Here is a 23,019-nt window from a genome sequence, read left to right on the forward strand (position 1 = left end):
TTCACCAACCCTGCACGTGGAGAGAACAACAATGTTGAGATCCCTGAAGTATTCCGTCCTGGCCCTGAGCTTGATGGGCGCGACACAGGCCATGGCTGGCCCGGACCTGACCGTCGTGTCCTTTGGCGGTGCGAACAAGGCTGCACAGGTCAAGGCTTTCTATGCACCTTGGGAAAGCGCGGGCAACGGCAAGATCGTCGCCGGCGAGTACAACGGTGAGATGGCCAAGGTCAAAGCCATGGTCGACACCAAGAGCGTGTCCTGGGACCTGGTGGAAGTGGAGTCGCCGGAACTGTCCCGTGGCTGTGATGAAGACATGTTCGAGCCGCTGGACCCGAAACTGTTTGGCAACACCGCCGACTACGTGAAGGGCGCGATCCAGCCGTGCGGCGTGGGCTTCTTCGTATGGTCGACCGTTCTGGCCTACAACGCGGACAAACTGGCTTCTGCGCCAACCAGTTGGGCGGATTTCTGGGACACCAAGAAATTCCCGGGCAAGCGCGGCCTGCGCAAGGGCGCCAAGTACACCCTGGAATTCGCCTTGATGGCCGACGGTGTTGCACCGAAGGACGTGTACAAAGTGCTGGCCGGCAAAGATGGCCAGGACCGTGCGTTCAAGAAACTCGACGAACTCAAGCCCTCGATCCAATGGTGGGAAGCCGGCGCACAACCGCCGCAATACCTTGCCTCGGGTGACGTAGTGATGAGCTCGGCCTACAACGGCCGCATCGCCGCGGTACAAAAAGAAAGCAACCTGAAAGTGGTGTGGAACGGCGGCATCTACGACTTCGACGCTTGGGCCATCCCTAAAGGCCTGTCCAAGGAACGTGCCGAAGCGGCGAAGAAATTCATCGCCTTCTCGGTGCAGCCGCAGCAGCAGAAGACCTACTCGGAAAACATCGCCTACGGTCCGGCCAACACCCAAGCCGTACCGTTGCTGGCCAAGGACATCCTCAAGGATATGCCGACTACGCCGGAAAACATCGCCAACCAGGTGCAGATCGACGTGAGCTTCTGGGCGGATAACGGCGAGCAGTTGGAGCAGCGCTTCAACTCCTGGGCTGCCAAGTAACACTGCATAACCCTGGGGGAGGGGGCTTGCCCCCTCCCACAAGGGATTTCTTGTGTGTGAAAGATTGCATTCATTTTCAAGATTCGGAGTCAGCCATGGCCATCGCCGTTCCCTCGAACGAGGTCAACAGCCCCACCCTCAAGCAGCGCCTGGCGCGTGCCGAGCGGCTCAATCGCTGGAAGGCCCAGGCCTTGATTGCGCCGCTGGTGCTGTTTTTGCTGCTGGTGTTCCTGGTGCCGATTGTTGCGCTGCTGTTTAAAAGCGTCGGCAACCCGGAAGTGGTGGGCGGTTTGCCGCGTACCGTGGTGGCGGTGACGGCCTGGGACGGTCGTGGTCTGCCGGGTGAGCCGGTGTACCAGGCCCTCAGTGAAGACCTGGGCGAGGCGCGCAAAAACCAGACCCTGGGTGATCTGTCCAAACGCTTGAACATGGAACTGGCCGGCTATCGCAGCCTGCTGACCAAAACCGCGCGGGCGCTGCCGTTTACCGAAGCGCCCGGCTCTTATAAAGAAGCGCTGGAAAACCTCGACGAACGCTGGGGCGACCCGGCGTACTGGCAGGCGATCCGGCGCAATACCAGCAGCCTGACACCGTTCTACCTGCTGGCGGCCGTCGATCACCGCATCGACGACCTCGGCGAAGTGGCCCCGGCCACCCCGGACCAGGCGATTTACCTGGACATCTTCGCCCGCACCTTCTGGATGGGCCTGGTGATCACCGCCATCTGCCTGCTGCTGGCTTATCCGCTGGCGTATTTGCTGGCCAACCTGCCGGCGCGCAAGAGCAACCTGCTGATGATTCTGGTGTTGCTGCCGTTCTGGACCTCGATCCTGGTGCGGGTGGCGGCGTGGATCGTGCTGCTGCAATCCGGCGGGCTGATCAACAGTGCGCTGATGGGCATGGGCCTGATCGACAAACCCCTGGAGCTGGTGTTCAACCGCACCGGGGTCTACATCTCCATGGTGCATATCCTGCTGCCGTTCATGATTTTGCCGATCTACAGCGTGATGAAAGGCATTTCGCCCACCTACATGCGTGCGGCAATCTCCCTGGGCTGTCACCCGTTCGCCAGCTTCTGGCGCGTGTACTTCCCACAGACGTACGCCGGTGTCGGCGCCGGCTGCCTGCTGGTGTTCATCCTGGCGATTGGTTACTACATCACCCCGGCACTGCTGGGCAGCCCGAACGACCAGATGGTCAGCTACTTCGTGGCCTTCTACACCAACACCAGCATCAACTGGGGCATGGCGACGGCGTTGGGCGGCTTGCTGCTGCTGGCGACCGTGGTGCTGTACCTGATCTACAACCGGCTGGTGGGCGCCAGTCGCCTGCGCCTGAGCTGAGGAGAACTTGCGATGCTGAGCCCTTATATGTCACCAGTGGAACGGGTGTGGTTCTACAGCTTGCGGATCCTCTGCGGCTTGATCCTGTTGTTCCTGATCTTGCCTGTGCTGGTGATCATCCCGCTGTCGTTCAACAGCGGCAGTTTCCTGGTGTACCCGTTGCAAGGCTTCTCGCTGCACTGGTACCAGGATTTTTTCGCCTCGGCGGAGTGGATGCGTGCGTTGAAGAACAGCATCATCGTCGCCCCGGCCGCCACGGTATTGGCGATGGTGTTCGGCACCCTGGCGGCGATCGGCCTGACCCGCGGGAATTTCCCCGGCAAGGCGTTGGTGATGGCCCTGGTGATTTCGCCGATGGTGGTGCCGGTGGTGATTATCGGTGTGGCCAGCTACCTGTTTTTTGCGCCGCTGGGCCTGGGCAACAGTTTCTTCTCGCTGATCGTGGTGCATGCCGTGCTCGGCGTGCCGTTTGTGATCATCACCGTGTCGGCGACCTTGCAGGGTTTTAACCACAACCTGGTACGGGCCGCGGCCAGCCTGGGTGCCTCGCCCTTGACGGCGTTTCGCCGGGTAACCTTGCCGTTGATTGCACCGGGGGTGATCTCCGGCGCGCTGTTTGCCTTCGCGACGTCGTTCGATGAGGTGGTGGTGACCCTGTTTCTCGCCGGCCCCGAGCAAGCGACCCTGCCGCGCCAGATGTTCAGCGGCATCCGCGAAAACCTCAGCCCGACGATTGCGGCGGCGGCGACCTTGCTGATTGCCTTCTCGGTGTTGCTGTTGCTGACCCTGGAGTGGCTGCGTGGGCGTAGCGAGAAACTGCGCACGGCCCAGGTCTAAAGCCCGGCACAGCCCCTCCCACAGGGGGGGCTGTGACCATTCAGCGCCTGAATGGAAGACAACCCGATCCAGTCAGCTACTCTTGTGCCAGCCCATCACCGATAAGAGGCCGCGCACATGAGTACTTCCTCATTCAAGATCGCCCACAAACTGCTGACCGGCGCTGGCGCCATCGAGCAACTTGCCGCCGAGCTGACGCGCCTGGATGTGGATAACCCGTTGATTGTCACCGACGCGGCGCTGGTCAAGTCCGGCACGGTGGCGCTGGCACTTGAACATCTGGGCGAGCGCTCTTATGAAATCTTTGATCGCGTGCTGCCCGACCCGGAAATCTCCATCGTCGAAGACTGCATGCAGGCGTACCGCGACGGTGGCCACGACGGCCTGATCGGCCTGGGTGGCGGCAGTGCCATCGATATTGCCAAAAGCGTTGCCGCCTATGCCGGTTACCACGGCGCCCTGGCCGATTTATTTGGTGTCGACCAGGTGCCACGTAAAGGCCCGCCGCTGATTGCTATCCCGACCACCGCCGGCACCGGCTCGGAGGTGACCAATGTGGCGATCCTCTCCGACAAGGTCGCGCAGTTGAAGAAGGGCATCGTCAGCGACTACCTGCTGCCGGACGTCGCGTTGATCAGCCCGCAAATGACCCTGACCTGCCCGCGCAGCGTCACCGCTGCCAGTGGCGTGGATGCGCTGGTGCATGCCATTGAGTCCTACCTTTCCCTGAACGCCTCGCCGATCACGGATGCCTTGGCCATCGGGGCGATCAAGCTGATCGCCAAGGCGCTGCCCAAGGCCTACGCCAACCCGGCCAACCTGCAGGCCCGCGACGATATGGCCACCGCCAGCCTGATGGCCGGCATGGCCTTCGGTAATGCCGGGGTGGGCGCCGTGCATGCGTTGGCCTACCCGCTGGGCGGGCGGTTCAATATCGCCCATGGCGTGAGCAATGCGCTGTTGCTGCCCTACGTGATGCACTGGAACAAACTGGCCTGTGTCGAGCGTATGCAGGACATTGCCCAGGCCATGGGCGTGAATGTCAGCGGCCTGAGTGTCAACGATGCCGCCGACCAGGCCGTCGAGGCGATGACGCGATTGTGTGCCGCCGTGGAGATTCCTTCCGGCCTGCGCAGTTTCGGGGTTCCCGAGGACGCCATCCCGGCCATGGCCACGGAAGCGGCGGGTATCGAGCGCCTGATGCGTAACAACCCGCGCAAGCTCAGCGCGGCCGATATCGAGAAAATCTATCGGGCGGCGTACTAGCCGTTGAGTTAGGTCACGGTGCGCAGGGCAAAGCATGAGGTATACAATGCGCGCCATCGTGATTTAGCTCAAAAAAGGTGCGTCATGCAGCCCTTCGTTATTGCTCCATCGATTCTCTCCGCCGATTTCGCCCGCCTGGGTGAGGAAGTGGACAAGGTGTTGGCCGCCGGTGCCGACTTCGTGCACTTCGATGTCATGGACAACCACTACGTGCCCAACCTGACCATCGGTCCGATGGTCTGCGCGGCGCTGCGCAAGTACGGCATCACCGCGCCGATCGATGCGCACCTGATGGTCAGCCCGGTGGATCGCATCATCGGTGATTTCGTTGACGCCGGCGCGACCTACATCACCTTCCACCCGGAAGCCTCGCTGCACGTCGACCGCACCTTGCAACTGATCCGCGAGGGCGGTTGCAAGGCCGGCCTGGTGTTCAACCCGGCCACCCCGCTGGACGTGCTCAAGTACGTGATGGACAAGGTCGACATGGTGCTGCTGATGAGCGTCAACCCAGGCTTCGGCGGGCAGAAGTTCATCCCCGGTACCCTCGACAAGCTGCGTGAAGCCCGTGCGCTGATCGATGCGTCGGGTCGCGACATCCGCCTGGAAATCGACGGTGGGGTCAACGTCAACAATATCCGTGAAATCGCGGCTGCCGGTGCCGACACCTTCGTGGCAGGCTCGGCGATCTTCAACGCCCCGGACTATGAGGAAGTCATCGCCAAGATGCGCGCCGAATTGGCGCTGGCGCGTCCATGAGCGGCTTTGAGCAGCTGTTCCCCGGCAAACTGCCACGGCTGGTGATGTTCGATCTGGACGGTACCTTGATCGACTCGGTGCCAGACCTGGCGGCGGCGGTGGACGAGATGCTGCTCAAGCTGGGGCGCAAGCCGGCGGGGCTTGCGTCGGTACGCGAATGGGTCGGCAATGGCGCGCCGATGCTGGTGCGCCGGGCCCTGGCCAATCACATCGATGCCGAAGGTATCGATGAGGTTGAGGCCGAGCACGCCCTGGAGCTGTTCAATGTTGCCTATGAGCGCAGCCACGAACTGACCGTGGTCTACCCCGGCGTACGCGACACCCTCAAATGGCTGAGCAAGCAGGGCGTGGAAATGGCCCTGATCACCAACAAGCCGGAGCGCTTTGTCGCGCCGCTGTTGGACCAGATGAAAATCGGCCGTTATTTCCGCTGGATCATTGGTGGCGATACCTTGCCGCAGAAGAAACCCGACCCGGCGGCGCTGTTTTTCGTGATGAAAATGGCCAATATTCCGGCGTCCCAGTCGCTGTTTGTCGGCGATTCACGCAGTGACGTGCTGGCGGCGAAAGCGGCCGGCGTGCAGTGCGTGGCCCTGAGTTACGGCTACAACCATGGTCGTCCGATCGCTGAAGAGTCGCCGTCGCTGGTGATTGATGATCTGAGACTGCTAATCCCCGGTTGCCTGGGAGCTGGCGCTGAGATAACGTTGCCCGACATCGATCCGTCCCCTTCTGGAAATTCCATCGTGGTGGTCACTCGCAAACTCTGGATGAAAGTCATCAAGGCCCTGGCCCGCTGGCGTTGGCGCGCCTGACTGATCCTGGCCGCGCCATGCGGCACGTTTGCATACCTGACTGTTAGACCCTCACGCCACGAGGCACCTCATGATCCGCGAAGAATTCCTGCGTTTGGCCGCTGCCGGCTATAACCGTATCCCCCTGGCCTGCGAAACCCTGGCCGACTTCGACACGCCGTTGTCGATCTACCTGAAACTGGCCGACCAGCCCAACTCCTACCTGCTGGAGTCGGTACAGGGCGGCGAGAAATGGGGCCGTTACTCGATCATCGGCCTGCCATGCCGCACTGTGCTGCGGGTGCACGACCATCATGTGAGCATCACCCATGATGGTGTCGAGATCGAAAGTCATGAGGCCGAAGACCCGCTGGCCTTTGTCGAAGCCTTCAAGGCGCGCTACAACGTGCCGACCATCCCTGGCCTGCCGCGCTTCAACGGCGGCCTGGTGGGGTACTTCGGCTACGACTGCGTGCGCTATGTGGAAAAACGCCTGGGCAAATGCCCGAACCCTGACCCGCTGGGCGTGCCGGACATTCTACTGATGGTCTCCGATGCGGTGGTGGTGTTCGACAACCTCGCCGGCAAGATGCACGCGATCGTGCTCGCCGACCCGTCCCAGGCCGACGCCTTCGAGCAAGGCCAGGCCAGCCTCGAAGCGCTGTTGGAAAAACTGCGCCAGCCGATCACCCCGCGTCGCGGCCTGGACCTCAGCCGTCCGCCGGCGGCTGATCCGGTGTTCCGCTCCAGCTTTACCCAGGATGACTATGAGCGCGCGGTCGATACCATCAAGGAATACATCCTCGCCGGTGACTGCATGCAGGTGGTGCCGTCGCAACGCATGTCCATCGACTTCAAGGCGGCACCCATCGACCTGTACCGGGCGCTGCGCTGCTTCAACCCGACGCCGTACATGTACTTCTTCAACTTTGGCGACTTCCACGTAGTGGGCAGCTCGCCGGAGGTGCTGGTGCGTGTCGAGGACAACCTGATCACCGTGCGCCCGATTGCCGGCACACGCCCGCGTGGCGCGACCGAAGAAGCGGATCTGGCGCTCGAAGAAGACCTGCTCAGCGACGACAAGGAAATCGCCGAACACCTGATGCTGATCGACCTGGGCCGCAATGACACCGGGCGTGTCTCGGAAATCGGCTCGGTGAAGTTGACCGAGAAGATGGTCATTGAGCGTTATTCCAACGTGATGCACATCGTGTCCAACGTCACCGGCGAGTTAAAAGCCGGGCTGACTGCGATGGACGCGTTGCGGGCGATTCTGCCGGCGGGCACCTTGTCGGGGGCGCCGAAGATCCGCGCGATGGAAATCATCGACGAACTGGAGCCGGTCAAGCGCGGTGTCTATGGCGGCGCCGTGGGGTATTTCGCCTGGAACGGCAACATGGACACTGCCATTGCGATTCGCACTGCGGTGATCAAGGACGGGGAGCTGCACGTGCAGGCCGGTGGCGGGATTGTCGCCGACTCGGTGCCGGCCCTCGAATGGGAAGAAACCCTGAACAAGCGCCGCGCGATGTTCCGCGCCGTAGCGCTGGCTGAACAGACCCCCAATTCTTGAGGTTTCCCCCATGTTGCTGATGATTGATAACTACGATTCCTTTACCTACAACGTTGTGCAGTACCTGGGGGAGCTGGGCGCCGAGGTCAAGGTGGTTCGCAATGACGAACTGACCGTGGCCGAAATCGCCGCCCTGAACCCGGAGCGCATCGTGGTTTCGCCGGGCCCGTGCACGCCGACCGAGGCGGGTATCTCCCTCGAAGCGATCAAGTACTTCGCCGGCAAGCTGCCGATCCTGGGCGTCTGCCTGGGCCACCAGTCCATCGGCCAGGCCTTTGGCGGTGATGTAGTGCGCGCGCGCCAGGTGATGCATGGCAAGACCAGCCCGGTGTTCCATAAAGACCTGGGCGTATTCCAGGCACTCAACAACCCGGTGACCGTGACTCGCTACCACTCGCTGGTGGTCAAGCGCGAAACCCTGCCGGAATGCCTGGAGCTGACCGCCTGGACCCAATTGGAAGACGGCTCCGTCGACGAGATCATGGGCCTGCGTCACAAGACACTGAATATCGAAGGGGTGCAGTTTCACCCTGAGTCGATCCTGACCGAGCAGGGCTACGAGCTGTTCGCCAATTTTCTCAAGCAGAGCGGCGGCACGCGCTAAGGACTTTCCATGGATATCAAGACTGCCCTGAGCCGTATCGTCGGCCATCTGGACCTGAGCACCGCTGAAATGAGCGATGTGATGCGCGAAATCATGACCGGTCAATGCACCGACGCGCAGATCGGCGCTTTCATGATGGCGATGCGCATGAAGAGCGAAAGCATCGACGAGATCGTCGGCGCCGTATCGGTGATGCGTGAGCTGGCGGACAAGGTCGAGCTCAAGACCCTCGACGGCGTGGTCGACGTGGTCGGCACCGGCGGTGACGGTGCGAACATCTTCAACGTCTCGACGGCCTCTTCCTTTGTGGTGGCGGCGGCGGGTTGCACCGTGGCCAAGCACGGTAACCGTGCGGTGTCCGGCAAGAGCGGCAGTGCCGACCTGCTGGAAGCGGCCGGCATCTACCTGAACCTCACGCCGGTACAAGTGGCGCGCTGCATCGACAACGTCGGCATCGGCTTTATGTTTGCCCAGTCCCATCATGGTGCGATGAAACACGCCGCCGGCCCGCGCAAGGACCTGGGCCTGCGTACCCTGTTCAACATGCTCGGCCCGCTTACGAATCCGGCCGGTGTGAAGCACCAGGTGGTGGGCGTGTTCAGCCAGGCACTGTGCCGGCCATTGGCTGAAGTGCTGCAACGCATGGGCAGCAAGCATGTGCTGGTGGTGCACTCCAAAGACGGCCTGGACGAGTTCAGCCTGGCGGCGCCAACGTTTGTGGCGGAGCTGAAGAATGACCAGATCACCGAATACTGGGTCGAACCGGAAGACTTGGGCATGAAGAGCCAGAGCCTGCACGGCCTGGCGGTGGAAAGCCCGGCGGCGTCCCTGGAGCTGATTCGCGATGCCCTGGGGCGTCGTAAGACCGAGAACGGTCAAAAAGCTGCGGAAATGATTGTTCTGAATGCTGGCGCGGCACTTTACGCAGCCGATCATGCCTATAGTCTTAAGGAAGGTGTCGAATTGGCCCACGATGCGCTGCACACCGGTCTGGCTCGTGAAAAGCTCGAAGAGCTGGGAGCATTCACCGCTGTATTCAAGATGGAGAATGAAGGATGAGTGTGCCGACCGTTCTGGAAAAAATCCTGGCCCGCAAGGCTGAAGAAGTCGCCGAACGCCGTGCCCGTGTGAGCCTGGCCGAGTTGGAAGCCCAAGCGAAAGCCGCTGACGCACCGCGTGGATTTGCCAAGGCACTGATTGCCCAGGCCAAGCTCAAGCAGCCGGCCGTGATCGCCGAGATCAAGAAAGCTTCGCCGAGCAAGGGCGTGATTCGCGAAAACTTTGTACCGGCGGAAATCGCTGTCAGCTACGAGAAGGGTGGGGCGACGTGCCTGTCGGTACTCACTGACATCGATTTTTTCCAGGGTTCCGACCTGTTCCTGCAGCAGGCCCGCGCCGCGTGCAAGTTGCCGGTGATCCGCAAGGATTTCATGGTCGATCCGTACCAGATCGTCGAAGCCCGTGCCTTGGGTGCCGACTGTGTGTTGTTGATTGTCTCCGCATTGGATGACGTGAAGATGGCCGAGCTGGCGGCCGTGGCCAAAAGCGTTGGCCTGGATGTGCTGGTGGAGGTGCACGACGGCGATGAGCTGGAGCGCGCGCTGAAAACCCTCGACACACCGCTGGTGGGGGTCAACAACCGTAACCTGCACACCTTCGAAGTCAGCCTGGAAAACACCCTCGACCTGCTGCCGCGTATTCCGCGCGATCGCCTGGTGATTACCGAAAGTGGCATCGTCAACCGTGCCGATGTGGAGCTGATGGAAATCAGTGACGTTTATTCGTTCCTGGTGGGTGAGACCTTCATGCGTGCCGAGAACCCTGGGGCGGAACTGCAGCGTCTGTTCTTCCCGGAGCGTGGCGTGGCGGTCAGTGGTTCCACTCTCGATTGATTTGAAATGCGATCAACGTGTGGGAGGAGGCTTGCCCCCGATGGCGGCGGTTCAGTTGGAGCATTCTCGACTGACACACCGCTATCGGGAGCAAGCCCCCTCCCACATTTGGGTTTGTGTTTATTCCGATAGGTAGGTGCCCATTGATCCAGCCAGTGTCGATGCGTGTTGAAGCAGGCCTTGCCGCCGAGCAAGCCTTGCTGGCCGCCGTTTGCGCGGGTGAGCAGGCGTTTGGGTTGTTGTTCTGGCAGCCCAGCGATCAGGCATTGGTGATGCCGCGCCGCTTGAGCCGATTGCCTGCTTTCGATGTCGCCAGCCGCGTGTCTGCGGATGCCGGTTGGCCGGTGCTCTTGCGCGAAACCGGCGGCGAACCGGTGCCGCAGTCCAGCGCCACGGTCAATATCGCCTTGGTCTACGCTCCGCCGCGCAGTGAGGGTGATCAAGGTCGCATCGAAACCGGCTACCAGCGTCTATGCCAGCCAATCTGCGATTTACTTATCGAGTTGGGCGGCGAGGCCTCCGTCGGGGAAATCGACGGTGCATTCTGCGACGGTCGCTACAACGTCAACCTCAACGGGCGCAAAATGGTCGGCACTGCCCAGCGCTGGCGGCAAAGCGGGGGCCGCCCGGTCGGGTTGGTGCACGGTGCGTTGTTGCTGGATAACGATCGTGAAGAACTGATCGCGGCGGTCAACCGCTTCAACCAAGCCTGCGGCCTGGAGCAACGGGTTCGTGCCGACAGCCATATTGCCCTGCACGAAGCCTTCCCCGCGCCGGACGCAATCAGCCGGCTGGACACCTTGTACCGTCAAATGCTGGCCAGCTTCCTGCCGGCTTAACGGGTACCGAACACCACCATCGTCTTGCCTTTGACGTGCACCAGGTTGCGCTCTTCCAGATCCTTGAGCACGCGGCCGACCATTTCCCGTGAACAGCCGACAATACGCCCGATTTCCTGACGGGTGATCTTGATCTGCATGCCGTCGGGGTGAGTCATGGCATCGGGCTGCTTGCACAGCTCCAGCAGACAACGGGCCACACGCCCGGTGACATCGAAGAACGCCAGGTCGCCAACCTTACGTGTAGTGTCTCGCAGGCGCTGGGCGATCTGACCACTGAGGGCGTAGAGAATATCGGGGTCCTGCTGGGCGAGTTCGCGAAACTTTGCGTAACTGATCTCGGCCACTTCGCACTCGACCTTGGTCCGCACCCAGGCGCTGCGCTCCTGCTCCTTGCCTGCTTGTTCAAACAGCCCCAGCTCGCCGAAAAAATCCCCGGTGTTCAGGTAGGCGATGATCATTTCGCGGCCGTCTTCATCCTCGATCAGGATGGTGACTGAGCCCTTGATAATGAAAAACAGTGTTTCGGAGCGCTCACCGGCGCAGATGATGTTGTGCTTGGCGGGGTGGCGCCGGCGCTGGCAGTGCATCAGCAACTTGTCGAGATTCTTGATCTTGGGTATGGGCGTAAGAGCAACCATGGTTGTATCCCGAAAGGCAGCGCGAGGTGGTTGGAGTTGTTGTACTCAGCGGTATCGGCATTGATACACGTTGCATGAAGGGTGGCAATACGCCACTCCTTTGGCGCCAGCTTAACAGACACATTCTGACTCGATTAGCGAATTTTCCGAGTCGGCGCCGTTATTGATCGCTTTGATGGGAAGCGCGGTTGCGCCCGGGCCCTGTGCTAAGCTGGCGACCCTTTTTTAGCAGTGGAGTCTGGGCGATGAAGGCACGCATCCAATGGGCGGGCGAAGCCATGTTCCTCGGTGAGTCGGGCAGTGGCCATGTTGTGGTCATGGATGGCCCGCCCGAAGCCGGTGGCCGTAACCTGGGCGTACGCCCGATGGAAATGCTCCTGCTTGGTGTGGGCGGTTGCAGCAATTTCGACGTGGTCAGCATCCTGAAAAAATCCCGCCAGGCCGTGGAAAGCTGTGAAGCCTTCCTGGAAGCCGAGCGTGCCACTGAAGATCCCAAGGTGTTTACCAAGATCCACATGCATTTCGTGGTGAAGGGCCGGGCGTTGAAAGAAGCCCAGGTCAAGCGCGCCATCGAGCTGTCGGCCGAGAAGTATTGCTCAGCGTCGATCATGCTCGGCGCGGCCGGTGTGGCCATCACCCATGACTACGAGATCATCGAATTGGGTTGATCGCCAGTCGACAAAAGAAAAGGGCGCTGGATAGCGCCCTTTTTCGCAGTCGCAGGTTTAGTCAGATGCGGTAGGTGCTTTTGGTCATGACCTTGGCCAGCAGGCTCATGCCGAATCGCACTGGCGCCGGGAAGCGGAAACCGCCGGCATCCAATGCACTTTCGGCGTGGTGCTCCTCATCGATACGCATCTGCTCAAGAATCGCCCGGGACTTTTCGTCATCGGCCGGCAGTTGCTCCAGATGTTCATCCAGGTGCTTGCACACTTGATGTTCCGTCGCGGCGACAAAGCCCAGGCTGACCTTGTCGCTGATCAGGCCGGCAGCCGCGCCGATGCCGAATGACAAACCGTAAAACAGCGGGTTGAGCACGCTGGGATGGCTACCCAACTGGCGAATACGTTGCTCGCACCAGGCCAGGTGATCGATTTCTTCCTCGGCCGCATGCTCCATGGCCGCGCGCACCTGCGGCAGCTTGGCGGTCAGGGCCTGGCCCTGGTACAGCGCCTGGGCGCAGACTTCACCGGTATGGTTGATACGCATCAGGCCTGCAACATGGCGGGTCTCGGTCTCGCTCATCTGCGCGTCAGGCTGCACGATGGCGGGCGACGGGCGGTACGGTTGGCCGCTGAAGGGCAGCAGTGTGCGCATGGCCATGTCGGCTTGCAGCAACAGACGGTCAATCGGCGAGTAGTGACGTTGGGTAGTCATGCTGACCTCCGGGAAGAATCTCGGCGGCCAGTTTACCGCAAGAGAGAGGAACGCGTTTGCCCTGAGTCAAGGGCATGGGGTCGCAGCCTTGGGCTGCGCCCCTTGTAGCGGGCTATTTCAGCCCGGCGGCCAGTTCATCTGGCGCTGGCCCAGCACATGCATATGGATGTGGTAAACGGTCTGCCCGCCTTCTTCGTTGCAGTTCATCACTACACGGAAACCTTTCTCGCAGCCTTGCTCCACCGCCAAACGCTGGGCGGTGAACAGAATATGGCCGGCCAGGGCCTTATCCTCTTCGGTCAAGTCATTCAATGTACGGATAGGTTTCTTCGGGATAACCAGAAAATGTACCGGCGCCTGTGGGGCAATATCGTGAAAGGCGAGGACTTGATCATCTTCGTAGATAATCTTCGCGGGTATTTCTCTGTTGATGATCTTGGTGAACAGAGTATCCACAGCTGTTTCTCCATTATGAAAGTGCAAGGTGAGTGTACCCAGGCGATCAGCGGGGGCAATAGGCCTTGTTGATCGCACCGGCGATCTTACGAGTCAGCCAGCGTGGGCTGAAACGCGGGCTGAAGGCCAGCCAGCGATTACGTCGTCCAGGAATGATGATGGCTTTGTTCTTTTCCAGTGCGCGCACGGTATAGAGCGCCACTTCTTCCGGACTCATCAATTGTTCGCTGCGTTCGAGTCTGGCGGTGTCCATCTGCGCCGTACCGAAGAAGGCGGTGCGCGTAGGACCGGGGCAAAGCACCGAGACCTTGATGCCACAGGTCTTGAGTTCTTCGCGCAAGCCTTCGGAGAAATGCAGCACATAGGCCTTGCTGGCGTAGTAGCTGCTCATCCACGGGCCGGGTTGGAACGCGGCGACCGAGGCGACGTTGAGAATCTGCCCGCCACCGTGCAGCGCCATGGTATTGCCCAGGGCGTGACACATGCGGGTAAGGGCGAGGATGTTGACTTCGATGAGGTCTTGTTCGGTCATCCAGTCCTGGGCCAGGAATGGCCCGCTGGTGCCAATGCCGGCGCAGTTCACCAGCAAATCGATCTGCCGCTCGCCTTCTTCCAGCTCCAGCAGGAACCCGGACAAGCGCAATGGCTCGCCCAGGTCGCATGCCCGAAACAGCACCTCGACGCCGAAGCGTTGGGTCAATTCGATTGCAATGCTTTCCAACTGATCACGCTGGCGGGCCACCAGAATCAAGCTGCGGCCGCGACGGGCCAGGGCTTCGGCCAAAGCCAGGCCGATGCCGCTGGAGGCACCGGTGATCAGAGCGTAACGGGTCATGCCTTTCTCCATCGCAACACGCCGCGCCTGGGATGGAGGCATCGCAGGCGCGGCGCGTTTCTTTACTGTTCTGGAGAGTCTACAGGTTCGGCCGCGTCGTCAGCACTTTGCGCGTCTTCTTCGTCGACGATCACGCTTTGATCGGCGTCTTCATCGGAAGTGATGGAGCTGCTTTCGTAGCTGCTGTCCACGTTGGTTTCGAGTTGATCCAGGTAGCCGTTCATGCCCAGCGACACCACGATGATGAGCATCAGCGGGATGAATGCCAGCCACAGCGAGGCCAGGACCTTCACCGCGGTGGAGTTGCGCGGTGGCGGTGCGCCGTACTGGTTGGCGCCGGTGTTACCTGGCATGACCAACAGCAGCAGCGGGAAAATACTGTTCACCAGCGGTACCAGGTTCAGCAGGTACAACCAGCCGGACCAGCCCAGGTCGTGCAGGCGCTGCACGCCGATCTGCACGCTCACGACCACAACCGCGACGAACAGCGCGAAGCCCAGCAGCGAGCCGAGGATAATGGCTATCGTCGGCGACGCGGTTGCGATGGCAAAGCCCACAGTACTGAGGATGCCGGCTGCGACGAGCATGGCGACTGTCAGTACCAGCGTCCATGCCAGGTACCGCAGACGACCAATACGGCCGTTGATGGTGAAGACCTTGAGGGTGGCGTATTCCGGCAGGCTTTCACCTACGGCGGCACGCGGTGGTGCGTACGGCGAAGCCGCAGGACGGGAGAAGTCCGCAGCGCTGGAGTCTGTTTCGTGGGTTTCAGCAAGGCTGAAGGCTACGGGCTGTTCGGCCTCGATACGCGCGTCCACCCCGGCGTTTTTCAGCGCGGTGAGGTAGGTTTCGGCGTCGGGGCGGGACAGGTCGCGTTTCAGTGCAACGACGCGGCCGGTGAAGAGTTTCTCGATGTCCTCGACCGTGCTCTTGAACAGTTCAGCCAGGTTCAGCTTGGCTGTGGTGCTTTCGACACCCGGGAGCAAGGCCCCATCAAACACAATCTTGAAACGGTTGTCGCTCATGCGGGCATCCTTGTCACTGAATCAGTGGAGTAGTGCAGGCCTGCTCGATCGGCAGGCCTTGCGGTTGGGTCAGCGTGGCCAGCGCAACTGTGTCGCCTGCTCGCGCGCCTTGCGGTATTCGGCATCCAGGCGGGCAACGAGTTCATCGACGCTGGGTAAATCATTAATCTCACCGACACCTTGGCCGGCGGACCATACGGTCTTCCAGGCCTTGGCTTCGTCGCTCAGCGGCTTGAGCTTGGAGCCGAAGTTTACTTCGCCTTTGCCCTGCAGGGCGGCGAGGTCGAAACCGGCATTTTCCAGGCTCTGGCGCATAAAGCTTGCGGGCACGCCGGAGACTGCAGGAGTGTGCACGATGTCGGCGGCGCGCGATGTGAGCAGCATCTCTTTATACGCATCCGGGGCGTGGCTTTCGGTGGTACCGATAAACCGTGTGCCGAAATACGCCAGGTCTGCCCCCAGCAACTGGGCGGCGAGTATCTCATGCCCGTGGTTAAGGCAGCCGGCCAGCAGCAGGGTTTTGTCGAAGAATTGGCGAATCTCTGCGATCAGCGAAAACGGGCTCCAGGTACCGGCATGGCCACCGGCGCCTGCGGCCACGGCGATCAGGCCGTCGACACCGGCTTCAGCGGCTTTTTCGGCATGGCGACGGGTAGTGACATCGTGAAACACCAGACCGCCATAGCTGTGCACCGCATCTACCACTTCTTTCACTGCGCCCAGGCTGGTGATCACGATCGGCACCTTGTGCTCGACGCAGATCGCCAGGTCAGCCTCAAGGCGAGGGTTGCTGTTGTGCACGATCAGGTTGACGGCGTAGGGGGCAGGATTGTCCAGCTGCGCCAGGCCCGCTTCGATTTCCTCCAGCCAGGCCTTGAAGCCACTGCTCTCGCGCTGGTTGAGCGCCGGGAAGCTGCCGACCACGCCGTTGCGGCAGCAGGCCAGCACCAATTGCGGATTGGAAATCAGGAACATCGGCGCCACCACCACGGGCAGGTGCAGACGTTGTTCAAGCAGAGTGGGCAGCGACATTGGAGGTACCCCGAGTAATGACGTTAGAACGGTTTGACCACGACCAAAATTACGATAGCCAGCAATATCAGAACCGGGACTTCATTGAACCAGCGATAAAAGACATGGCTGCGGGTGTTTTCGCCACGGGCGAAACGTTTTACCTGCGCGCCGCACATATGGTGGTAGCCAATCAGGAACACTACCAGGGTCAACTTGGCGTGGATCCAGGCGCCCGATTGAAAGATGCCGGGGTTAAGGGCTATCAGCCAGATACCGAACACCAGGCTGGCCAGCATCGCCGGGCCCATGATGCCGCGGTAGAGCTTGCGCTCCATGACGCTGAAGCGTTCCTTGCTGACAGTGTCCTCGCTTTGAGCGTGGTAGACGAACAGGCGCGGCAGGTAGAACAGCCCGGCAAACCAGCAGACGATGCTGACGATATGGAAGGCTTTGACCCATAGATAAAGCATTTTTAGTTATTCCCAGGTTCACGGTAACGCAGATAGTAGTGGCTCATGCGCCCATACGTCACGTTGACGGTTGTCGCAGGACGATGCGGCCCCTATTATCGACGGCTTTCCAGTGGGTTCGTTGAGGGCAGGTTTATGGTCAAGGTCGGTATCGTCGGCGGCACGGGTTACACCGGTGTCGAATTGCTGCGTCTGTTGGCCCAGCATCCGCAAGCTGAGGTGGTGGTCATTACCTCTCGATCCGAGGCCGGCCTGGCCGTGGCCGATATGTACCCAAACCTGCGAGGCCACTACGACGGCCTGGCGTTCAGCGTTCCAGACATCAACACCCTTGGTGCCTGCGATGTGGTGTTCTTTGCCACCCCTCACGGCGTTGCCCATGCGTTGGCTGGCGAACTGCTGGCCGCTGGTACCAAGGTCATCGACCTGTCGGCGGACTTCCGCCTGCAAGACGCCGACGAATGGGCCAAGTGGTACGGCCAGCCTCACGGTGCACCGGAACTGTTGGAAGAGGCGGTGTACGGCCTGCCGGAAGTCAATCGTGAGCAGATCAAGCAGGCACGCTTGATCGCCGTGCCGGGTTGCTACCCGACGGCGACGCAACTGGGCTTCCTGCCATTGCTCGAGGCCGGGCTGGCGGATGCTTCGCGCCTGATCGCAGACTGTAAGTCGGGTGTCAGCGGTGCCGGTCGTGGAGCAGCGGTAGGTTCCTTGTACTCCGAGACGTCGGAAAGCATGAAGGCCTACGCAGTAAAAGGGCATCGCCATCTGCCGGAGATTCGTCAGGGTCTGCGTCGCGCCGCCGGCAAAGACGTAGGCCTGACCTTCGTGCCACACCTGACGCCGATGATTCGTGGCATTCATTCCACGTTGTACGCCACCGTGGTCGATCGTTCGGTAGACCTGCAGGCGTTGTTTGAAAAGCGTTATGCCAACGAGCCGTTCGTCGATGTAATGCCTGCTGGCAGCCATCCGGAAACCCGCAGCGTGCGAGGTGCCAACGTGTGCCGGATTGCAGTGCATCGTCCGCAGGATGGTGACCTGGTGGTGGTGTTGTCGGTGATCGATAACCTCGTCAAGGGCGCGTCGGGCCAGGCGGTGCAGAACATGAACATCCTGTTTGGCCTGGATGAAAAGCTGGGTCTGTCCCACGCCGGCATGCTGCCTTAAGACGATTGGCAAAGTGTGCAAAAGGCCCGTTGATCGGGCCTTTTGTGTTTCTAATGGCGGCGATGCAGATTGATATACCGTAACAATAGTTGACCGCTTTTCTAGGAGAAGCGGATAATGCCCGCCATTACGCATATGGCGGCGCTACGCCGGGAGATTATCAGCATGAGCGTTGAATCCTTCACCCCCACGGCTTTGCAATTTACCCACGGTGCTGCGCACAAGGTGAAGAGCCTGGTCGATGAAGAGGGTAATGATCGCTTGAAGCTGCGCGTATTCGTTACGGGCGGCGGTTGTTCAGGGTTTCAGTACGGTTTCACCTTCGATGAAGATGTGGCCGACGATGACACCATCGTTGAGCGTGAGGGCGTTAGCCTGGTCGTGGACCCGATGAGCTTCCAATACTTGGCAGGTGCCGAGGTGGATTACCAGGAGGGTCTGGAGGGTTCGCGTTTCGTGATCAAGAACCCTAACGCGACCACCACCTGTGGTTGCGGCTCTTCGTTCTCGATCTGATCGACAGCCTGATCTACAACGAATAAAAACGCCGCGTGGCTTTGATCGGCCAAGCGGCGTTTTGCTGTCTGCGATTCTGGCGAGGTGTTCGTCAGGCGGGGTAGATCGCGCCAAGTACCCTTAGCCCGCGTGCGCCGGTGACACTGGGCCGGTTGGCGGCAATGCCTTCCAGGCAGCAGTGAGCCAGCCAGGCGAAGGCCATGGCTTCGACCCAGTCCGGGTCTACGCCGTGGGTGGCGGTGCTGCTGACTTGAGTGGATGGCAACAACGCGGCCAGACGATTCATCATTGTGGTGTTATGGGCGCCGCCGCCACAGACGAGTAACGTTTCTGTCTCGGGCTGCGCGGTTTGCAGGGCCTCGACGATGGTCAGGACAGTCAGCTCCAGCAGGCTGGCCTGTACGTCCTGGGGTTCAAAGGCGGGCAGGCGGCCAAGATGCTGGTGCAGCCACTCGAGGTTGAACACTTCACGGCCGGTGCTTTTCGGGCCTTTGGTCAGGAAGAATGGATCGCTGAGTAGGGCCGTGAGTAGTTGAGGCTCGACCTTGCCACTACCCGCCCACTGCCCATCACGGTCAAAGTGTTCGCCGCGCTGCTGTTGAATCCAGGCGTCCAGCAGCACATTGCCTGGGCCGCAGTCGAAGCCGGCTACGGGCTTGCCGGTTTCGATCAAGCTGAGATTGCTGAAGCCCCCAATATTCAACACTGCACGGTTGCCGGTGCTTTCGCCAAACAACGCCTCATGAAAGGCGGGCACCAGAGGCGCGCCCTGGCCGCCAGCGGCAACGTCGCGGCTGCGGAAGTCGCTGACTACGCTGATGCCCGTCAGCTCCGCAAGCAATGCCGGGTTGCCGATCTGCACGGTAAAGCCTCGGGCGGGTTCGTGACGGATGGTCTGGCCATGGCTGCCGATCGCGCGTATGTCTTGAGGCTTGAGGTCGTGCTGGTCGAGCACCGTGTGAATGCCGTGGGCGGCGAGTGTGACCCAATGCTGCTGGGCTATCGCTGAGCGGGCAATCTCATCCGGGCCGCTGGCGCACAGGCTTAACAGCTCTGCGCGCAGGGTGTCCGGCATCGGTGTGTAGTGGGTGGCGATCAGATTGATCGCCGAGCCTTGTTCGATCAGGGCGATGTCCAGGCCATCGAGGCTGGTCCCGGACATTACACCTATATAGAACGGCATACCTTAACGCTTCGCCGAAGCAAGCAGGGTGGAGCGCTCCTGGTCCATGCGCGCCATCAGCGGCTGGCTCTGTTGCATAAAGCGTGCGCGCTCGGCCTTGGCAATCGGGTCGGCCATCGGCAGCTTCTGTCCCAATGGGTCAACGTGCACACCATTGACCTGGAACTCGTAGTGCAAGTGCGGGCCGGTGGACAGGCCAGTGGTGCCGATGTAACCGATTACTTGGCCTTGCTTCACGTTGCCGCCGGTTTTCACACCCTTGGCGAAACCTTGCATATGGCCATACAGGGTGCGGTAGGTGTTGCCGTGCTGGATGATCACCGTGTTGCCGTAGCCACCGCGGCGTCCTGCGAGCAGGACCTTGCCATCGCCGGCCGCCTTGATAGGCGTACCGCGTGGGGCGGCATAGTCGACGCCTTTGTGGGCGCGGATTTTGTTCAGAATTGGATGCTTGCGACCCATGGAGAAACGCGAGCTAATACGAGCGAAATCCACCGGGGTGCGGATAAAGGCCTTGCGCATGCTGTTGCCGTCGGCGGTGTAGTAGCTGCTGTTGCCTTGCTTGTTGGTGTAACGCACTGCGGTGTAGGTCTTGCCACGGTTGGTGAAGCGTGCGGAGAGAATGTTGCCGGTGCCGACCACTTTGCCGTTGGCGACTTTCTGCTCGTAGATCACGTCGAATTCATCACCCTGGCGGATGTCCTGGGCGAAGTCGATGTCGTAGCCAAACACGCTGGCCATGTCCATGGTCATGCTATGGGACAAGCCGGCGCGCGCGGCAGATTGCGACAGTGAGCTGTTGATCACGCCGTGAACGTAGGCAGAGCGCATGACTGGCTTGGTGGTAATACGGTTGAAGGCAAAGCCTTTGGCGTCCTTGGTCAGGGAGATGCTCTCGAGGTCACTGACGCTGGTGTGCAGGTTGTTCAGCTGACCGTCTGGTGTCAGTTCGAACTCCAGTTTCTGGCCGTGTTTGAGCTGGGTGAATTGCTTGGCTTGTTTATCGCTGGCCAGTACATCGTTAACGGTGGCTGCGGGAAGGCCTACCTTCTCGAACAGGGTCGAAAGCGTATCGCCTTTCGCCACGATCACTTCGCGGTGTTGAGGGTTCTTGGCAGTGTCTACTACGGGTTTTCTCTGTTCTTGAACGGCTTGCTGGGTGTCTTCCTGCGTGTTTTCGATCTGGGCAAACGGCGATTCAGTGGGAGCATTTGTGGCTTGTTGGGCGTCGGAAGCGTCTTGATCTTGTGTCAGTTGTTCAACTGGACTCTCCAAGTCAAGGCTCAGGGATGTTCGTTTGGCTTCTACGTCACTGGAAGGGAATACCAGGAGTGCCAGGCTGAGAAGGGCGGCGATACCACTTGCTGCGAGCAGGTGGGTCTTCGGGTAAAGCGGCGGCGCTTTAGACGGTTCAGTGGTCATAGGTAATTTGACTTTGAAGATGAAATGGAAAAGATGAATGACATGATGAAGATGAAATAACTGTATAAAATATAACCAAATCATCTGTGGCGCAAGCTCGCGAACGCTGGGCTTGCTGAACGGTGTCCGTGCGCAGGGCAAAACTTGTAATTAGTCCCTGATCTTGTATGGTTGGTTCCCTTTTGAATCTGAGCCTTGCGGGTCTGTTATGAAGTCGGTTGAAGAGCAGCTAGCGCTGATAAAACGTGGTGCGGAAGAACTGTTGGTCGAGGCCGAGCTGATCGAAAAGCTCAAGCGTGGCCAGCCCCTGCGTATTAAGGCTGGCTTCGATCCAACGGCGCCGGACCTGCACCTGGGTCATACCGTGCTTATTAATAAGCTGCGTCAGTTCCAGGAGCTGGGGCATCAGGTGATCTTCCTTATAGGTGATTTCACCGGGATGATCGGTGATCCGAGCGGTAAGAGTGCGACACGCCCGCCGCTGACCCGTGAGCAGGTTCTCGATAATGCCGAGACCTATAAGACCCAGGTATTCAAGATTCTTGATCCGGCCAAGACCGAGGTGGCGTTTAACTCTACCTGGATGGATCAGATGGGGCCGGCGGACTTCATTCGCCTTACTTCCCAATACACCGTGGCGCGCATGCTTGAGCGTGATGACTTCGATAAGCGCTATTCAACCAATCAGCCGATCGCGATTCATGAGTTCCTGTATCCGCTGGTTCAGGGTTATGACTCGGTAGCGCTGCGCGCGGATGTTGAGTTGGGTGGTACCGATCAGAAATTCAACCTGCTGATGGGGCGTGAGTTGCAGCGTGCTTATGGTCAGGAAGCTCAGTGCATCCTGACCATGCCGTTGTTGGAAGGATTGGATGGCGTCAAGAAAATGTCCAAGTCCCTGGGCAACTATGTCGGCATCCAGGAAGCTCCGGGTGTGATGTACGGCAAGCTGGTCTCTATCCCTGATGCCTTGATGTGGCGCTACTTCGAACTGTTGAGCTTCCGCTCGATGGATGAGATCGATGCGTTGCGTGCGGATGTAGAGGCGGGTGCCAATCCGCGTGACGTGAAGATCAAGCTGGCGGAAGAGATCGTTGCGCGCTTCCATGGTGAAGAGGCTGCGGCCAGTGCTCACCGTGCGGCGGGTAATCGCATGAGAGACGGCGAGCTGCCGGATGATCTACCTGAGATTGAATTGACGGCTACTGAGGCCATGCCGATTGCGGCAGTCCTTAATAAGGCTGGTCTGGTGAAGAACTCGGCGGTCGCGCGTGACCTTCTGGGGTCTGGCGGTGTGCGTATAGATGGTGAGGTGGTGGATCGCACTTTTATATACGAACTGGATGCTACCCACGTTTGTCAGGCGGGGAAGAAGGCATTTGCGCGTATTACGCTCAAATCCGAATAAACCTGAAATTAAGTGTTGACGGCGAATTGTATCTGTCTATAATTCGCCCCACTTCCGGCGCAGTCGAAACGTAAAACTCCTTGGTAAACAATGAGTTATGCAGAATAAGGCAGCGGATTGCTTCGGTTCATCGAAGCCCAGAAGGAGTTGGTAGGGTCGTGTTGTTTGACGCTATTAACGATTCGATCTTCTCGGTCGAGAGCGGAGAAAAAGAGGTGTTGACAGCAGCGTGTAACGCTGTAGAATTCGCCTCCCGCTGACGAGAGATCGCAAGCGCAAGTGGTTGAAGTTGTTGAAGAAATCTTCGAAAGCTTCTGAAAATAATCACTTGACAGCAAATGAGGCTGCTGTAGAATGCGCGCCTCGGTTGAGACGAAAGATCTTAACCAACCGCTCTTTAACAACTGAATCAAGCAATTCGTGTGGGTGCTTGTGGAGTCAGACTGCAAGATTATCAGCATCACAAGTTACTCCGCGAGAAATCAAAGATGTAACCAACGATTGCTGAGCCAAGTTTAGGGTT

At 59.9% G+C, this 23,019-nt stretch carries 24 protein-coding genes; 15 read left to right on the forward strand and 9 right to left on the reverse strand.

The window, feature by feature from the left end:
• Positions 1 to 31: 31 nt before the first annotated feature.
• The 11 genes from AC07OP_RS17990 to AC07OP_RS18040 all read left to right on the forward strand — a co-directional run bounded on the left by AC07OP_RS17990 (position 32) and on the right by AC07OP_RS18040 (position 10,979).
• Positions 32 to 1,072, forward strand: a complete 1,041-nt coding sequence (locus AC07OP_RS17990) for an ABC transporter substrate-binding protein (protein WP_027605901.1) — start codon at positions 32 to 34, stop codon at positions 1,070 to 1,072.
• Between the two features lie 95 nt (positions 1,073 to 1,167).
• A complete protein-coding gene (locus tag AC07OP_RS17995; RefSeq protein ID WP_027605900.1) occupies positions 1,168 to 2,415 on the forward strand; it encodes an ABC transporter permease in 1,248 nt (415 codons plus the stop codon).
• A 12-nt stretch (positions 2,416 to 2,427) separates the two neighbouring features.
• Positions 2,428 to 3,252 (forward strand): ABC transporter permease, encoded by an 825-nt coding sequence (locus tag AC07OP_RS18000; RefSeq protein WP_017739612.1) that lies wholly within the window; start codon positions 2,428 to 2,430, stop codon positions 3,250 to 3,252.
• 117 nt (positions 3,253 to 3,369) lie between these two features.
• The gene (locus tag AC07OP_RS18005; RefSeq protein WP_495101955.1) at positions 3,370 to 4,518 is read left to right on the forward strand and encodes an iron-containing alcohol dehydrogenase; all 1,149 of its coding nucleotides are present in this window, start codon (positions 3,370 to 3,372) and stop codon (positions 4,516 to 4,518) included.
• A gap of 84 nt (positions 4,519 to 4,602) precedes the next feature.
• Positions 4,603 to 5,277 carry a ribulose-phosphate 3-epimerase gene (gene rpe / locus AC07OP_RS18010; protein ID WP_146477720.1) on the forward strand — a complete coding sequence of 225 codons (675 nt, stop codon included), beginning with the start codon at positions 4,603 to 4,605 and terminating at the stop codon, positions 5,275 to 5,277.
• Positions 5,274 to 6,092 (forward strand): phosphoglycolate phosphatase, encoded by an 819-nt coding sequence (locus AC07OP_RS18015; protein ID WP_495101954.1) that lies wholly within the window; start codon positions 5,274 to 5,276, stop codon positions 6,090 to 6,092. The genes rpe and AC07OP_RS18015 overlap by 4 nt, the downstream gene beginning before the upstream one ends.
• A gap of 70 nt (positions 6,093 to 6,162) precedes the next feature.
• Positions 6,163 to 7,644, forward strand: a complete 1,482-nt coding sequence (gene trpE / locus AC07OP_RS18020) for an anthranilate synthase component I (RefSeq protein ID WP_495101953.1) — start codon at positions 6,163 to 6,165, stop codon at positions 7,642 to 7,644.
• Positions 7,645 to 7,654: 10 nt separating this feature from the next.
• Positions 7,655 to 8,248: an aminodeoxychorismate/anthranilate synthase component II gene (locus AC07OP_RS18025; RefSeq protein ID WP_024077700.1), complete on the forward strand. Its 594-nt coding sequence runs from the start codon at positions 7,655 to 7,657 to the stop codon at positions 8,246 to 8,248.
• A gap of 9 nt (positions 8,249 to 8,257) precedes the next feature.
• Positions 8,258 to 9,307, forward strand: a complete 1,050-nt coding sequence (trpD, locus tag AC07OP_RS18030) for an anthranilate phosphoribosyltransferase (protein WP_065938244.1) — start codon at positions 8,258 to 8,260, stop codon at positions 9,305 to 9,307.
• On the forward strand, positions 9,304 to 10,140 hold the full coding sequence (gene trpC / locus AC07OP_RS18035) for an indole-3-glycerol phosphate synthase TrpC (RefSeq protein WP_131699139.1): 837 nt from the start codon (positions 9,304 to 9,306) through the stop codon (positions 10,138 to 10,140). Before trpD ends, trpC begins: the two co-directional genes overlap by 4 nt.
• A gap of 143 nt (positions 10,141 to 10,283) precedes the next feature.
• Entirely contained in the window at positions 10,284 to 10,979 is a 696-nt protein-coding gene (locus AC07OP_RS18040; RefSeq protein ID WP_495101952.1) for a lipoate--protein ligase family protein, read from the forward strand.
• Here AC07OP_RS18040 and crp read toward each other — a convergent pair.
• Positions 10,976 to 11,620, reverse strand: coding sequence for a cAMP-activated global transcriptional regulator CRP (gene crp / locus AC07OP_RS18045; RefSeq protein WP_027605892.1), 645 nt, complete (start codon positions 11,618 to 11,620; stop codon positions 10,976 to 10,978). The genes AC07OP_RS18040 and crp overlap by 4 nt on opposite strands.
• A 245-nt stretch (positions 11,621 to 11,865) precedes the next feature.
• Here crp and AC07OP_RS18050 point away from each other — a divergent pair, with 245 nt between their 5' ends.
• Positions 11,866 to 12,288 (forward strand): OsmC family protein, encoded by a 423-nt coding sequence (locus AC07OP_RS18050; RefSeq protein ID WP_005792019.1) that lies wholly within the window; start codon positions 11,866 to 11,868, stop codon positions 12,286 to 12,288.
• A gap of 61 nt (positions 12,289 to 12,349) precedes the next feature.
• Here AC07OP_RS18050 and coq7 read toward each other — a convergent pair whose 3' ends face one another.
• The 6 genes from coq7 to hemJ all read right to left on the reverse strand — a co-directional run bounded on the left by coq7 (position 12,350) and on the right by hemJ (position 16,797).
• Positions 12,350 to 12,997: a 2-polyprenyl-3-methyl-6-methoxy-1,4-benzoquinone monooxygenase gene (gene coq7, locus AC07OP_RS18055; RefSeq protein WP_027605891.1), complete on the reverse strand. Its 648-nt coding sequence runs from the start codon at positions 12,995 to 12,997 to the stop codon at positions 12,350 to 12,352.
• A gap of 117 nt (positions 12,998 to 13,114) precedes the next feature.
• Positions 13,115 to 13,453, reverse strand: coding sequence for a histidine triad nucleotide-binding protein (locus AC07OP_RS18060; protein ID WP_047277960.1), 339 nt, complete (start codon positions 13,451 to 13,453; stop codon positions 13,115 to 13,117).
• Between the two features lie 46 nt (positions 13,454 to 13,499).
• Complete coding sequence (locus tag AC07OP_RS18065) at positions 13,500 to 14,288, reverse strand: SDR family NAD(P)-dependent oxidoreductase (RefSeq protein ID WP_065938247.1); 789 nt, start codon at positions 14,286 to 14,288, stop codon at positions 13,500 to 13,502.
• A 62-nt stretch (positions 14,289 to 14,350) separates the two neighbouring features.
• A complete protein-coding gene (locus AC07OP_RS18070; protein ID WP_027605889.1) occupies positions 14,351 to 15,313 on the reverse strand; it encodes a DUF805 domain-containing protein in 963 nt (320 codons plus the stop codon).
• A gap of 69 nt (positions 15,314 to 15,382) precedes the next feature.
• Positions 15,383 to 16,345 carry an NAD(P)H-dependent flavin oxidoreductase gene (locus tag AC07OP_RS18075; protein WP_115485690.1) on the reverse strand — a complete coding sequence of 321 codons (963 nt, stop codon included), beginning with the start codon at positions 16,343 to 16,345 and terminating at the stop codon, positions 15,383 to 15,385.
• 23 nt (positions 16,346 to 16,368) lie between these two features.
• Positions 16,369 to 16,797, reverse strand: a complete 429-nt coding sequence (gene hemJ, locus AC07OP_RS18080) for a protoporphyrinogen oxidase HemJ (protein ID WP_027605887.1) — start codon at positions 16,795 to 16,797, stop codon at positions 16,369 to 16,371.
• A gap of 135 nt (positions 16,798 to 16,932) precedes the next feature.
• On the opposite strand from hemJ, the gene argC reads away from it, so the two are divergent.
• Positions 16,933 to 17,967: an N-acetyl-gamma-glutamyl-phosphate reductase gene (gene argC / locus AC07OP_RS18085; protein WP_027605886.1), complete on the forward strand. Its 1,035-nt coding sequence runs from the start codon at positions 16,933 to 16,935 to the stop codon at positions 17,965 to 17,967.
• Positions 17,968 to 18,132: 165 nt separating this feature from the next.
• Complete coding sequence (gene erpA, locus AC07OP_RS18090; RefSeq protein ID WP_003176443.1) at positions 18,133 to 18,483, forward strand: iron-sulfur cluster insertion protein ErpA; 351 nt, start codon at positions 18,133 to 18,135, stop codon at positions 18,481 to 18,483.
• Between the two features lie 91 nt (positions 18,484 to 18,574).
• On the opposite strand, the gene AC07OP_RS18095 is transcribed toward erpA, so the two are convergent.
• Positions 18,575 to 19,666, reverse strand: coding sequence for an anhydro-N-acetylmuramic acid kinase (locus tag AC07OP_RS18095; RefSeq protein ID WP_092355500.1), 1,092 nt, complete (start codon positions 19,664 to 19,666; stop codon positions 18,575 to 18,577).
• 3 nt (positions 19,667 to 19,669) lie between these two features.
• On the reverse strand, positions 19,670 to 21,088 hold the full coding sequence (locus tag AC07OP_RS18100) for a peptidoglycan DD-metalloendopeptidase family protein (protein ID WP_495101951.1): 1,419 nt from the start codon (positions 21,086 to 21,088) through the stop codon (positions 19,670 to 19,672).
• 208 nt (positions 21,089 to 21,296) lie between these two features.
• Between AC07OP_RS18100 and tyrS the strand changes: the two genes are divergently transcribed.
• Positions 21,297 to 22,496, forward strand: coding sequence for a tyrosine--tRNA ligase (tyrS, locus tag AC07OP_RS18105; RefSeq protein ID WP_495101950.1), 1,200 nt, complete (start codon positions 21,297 to 21,299; stop codon positions 22,494 to 22,496).
• Positions 22,497 to 23,019: the final 523 nt, after the last annotated feature.

Source organism: Pseudomonas sp. GW821-FHT09D08 (genome assembly GCF_059416305.1).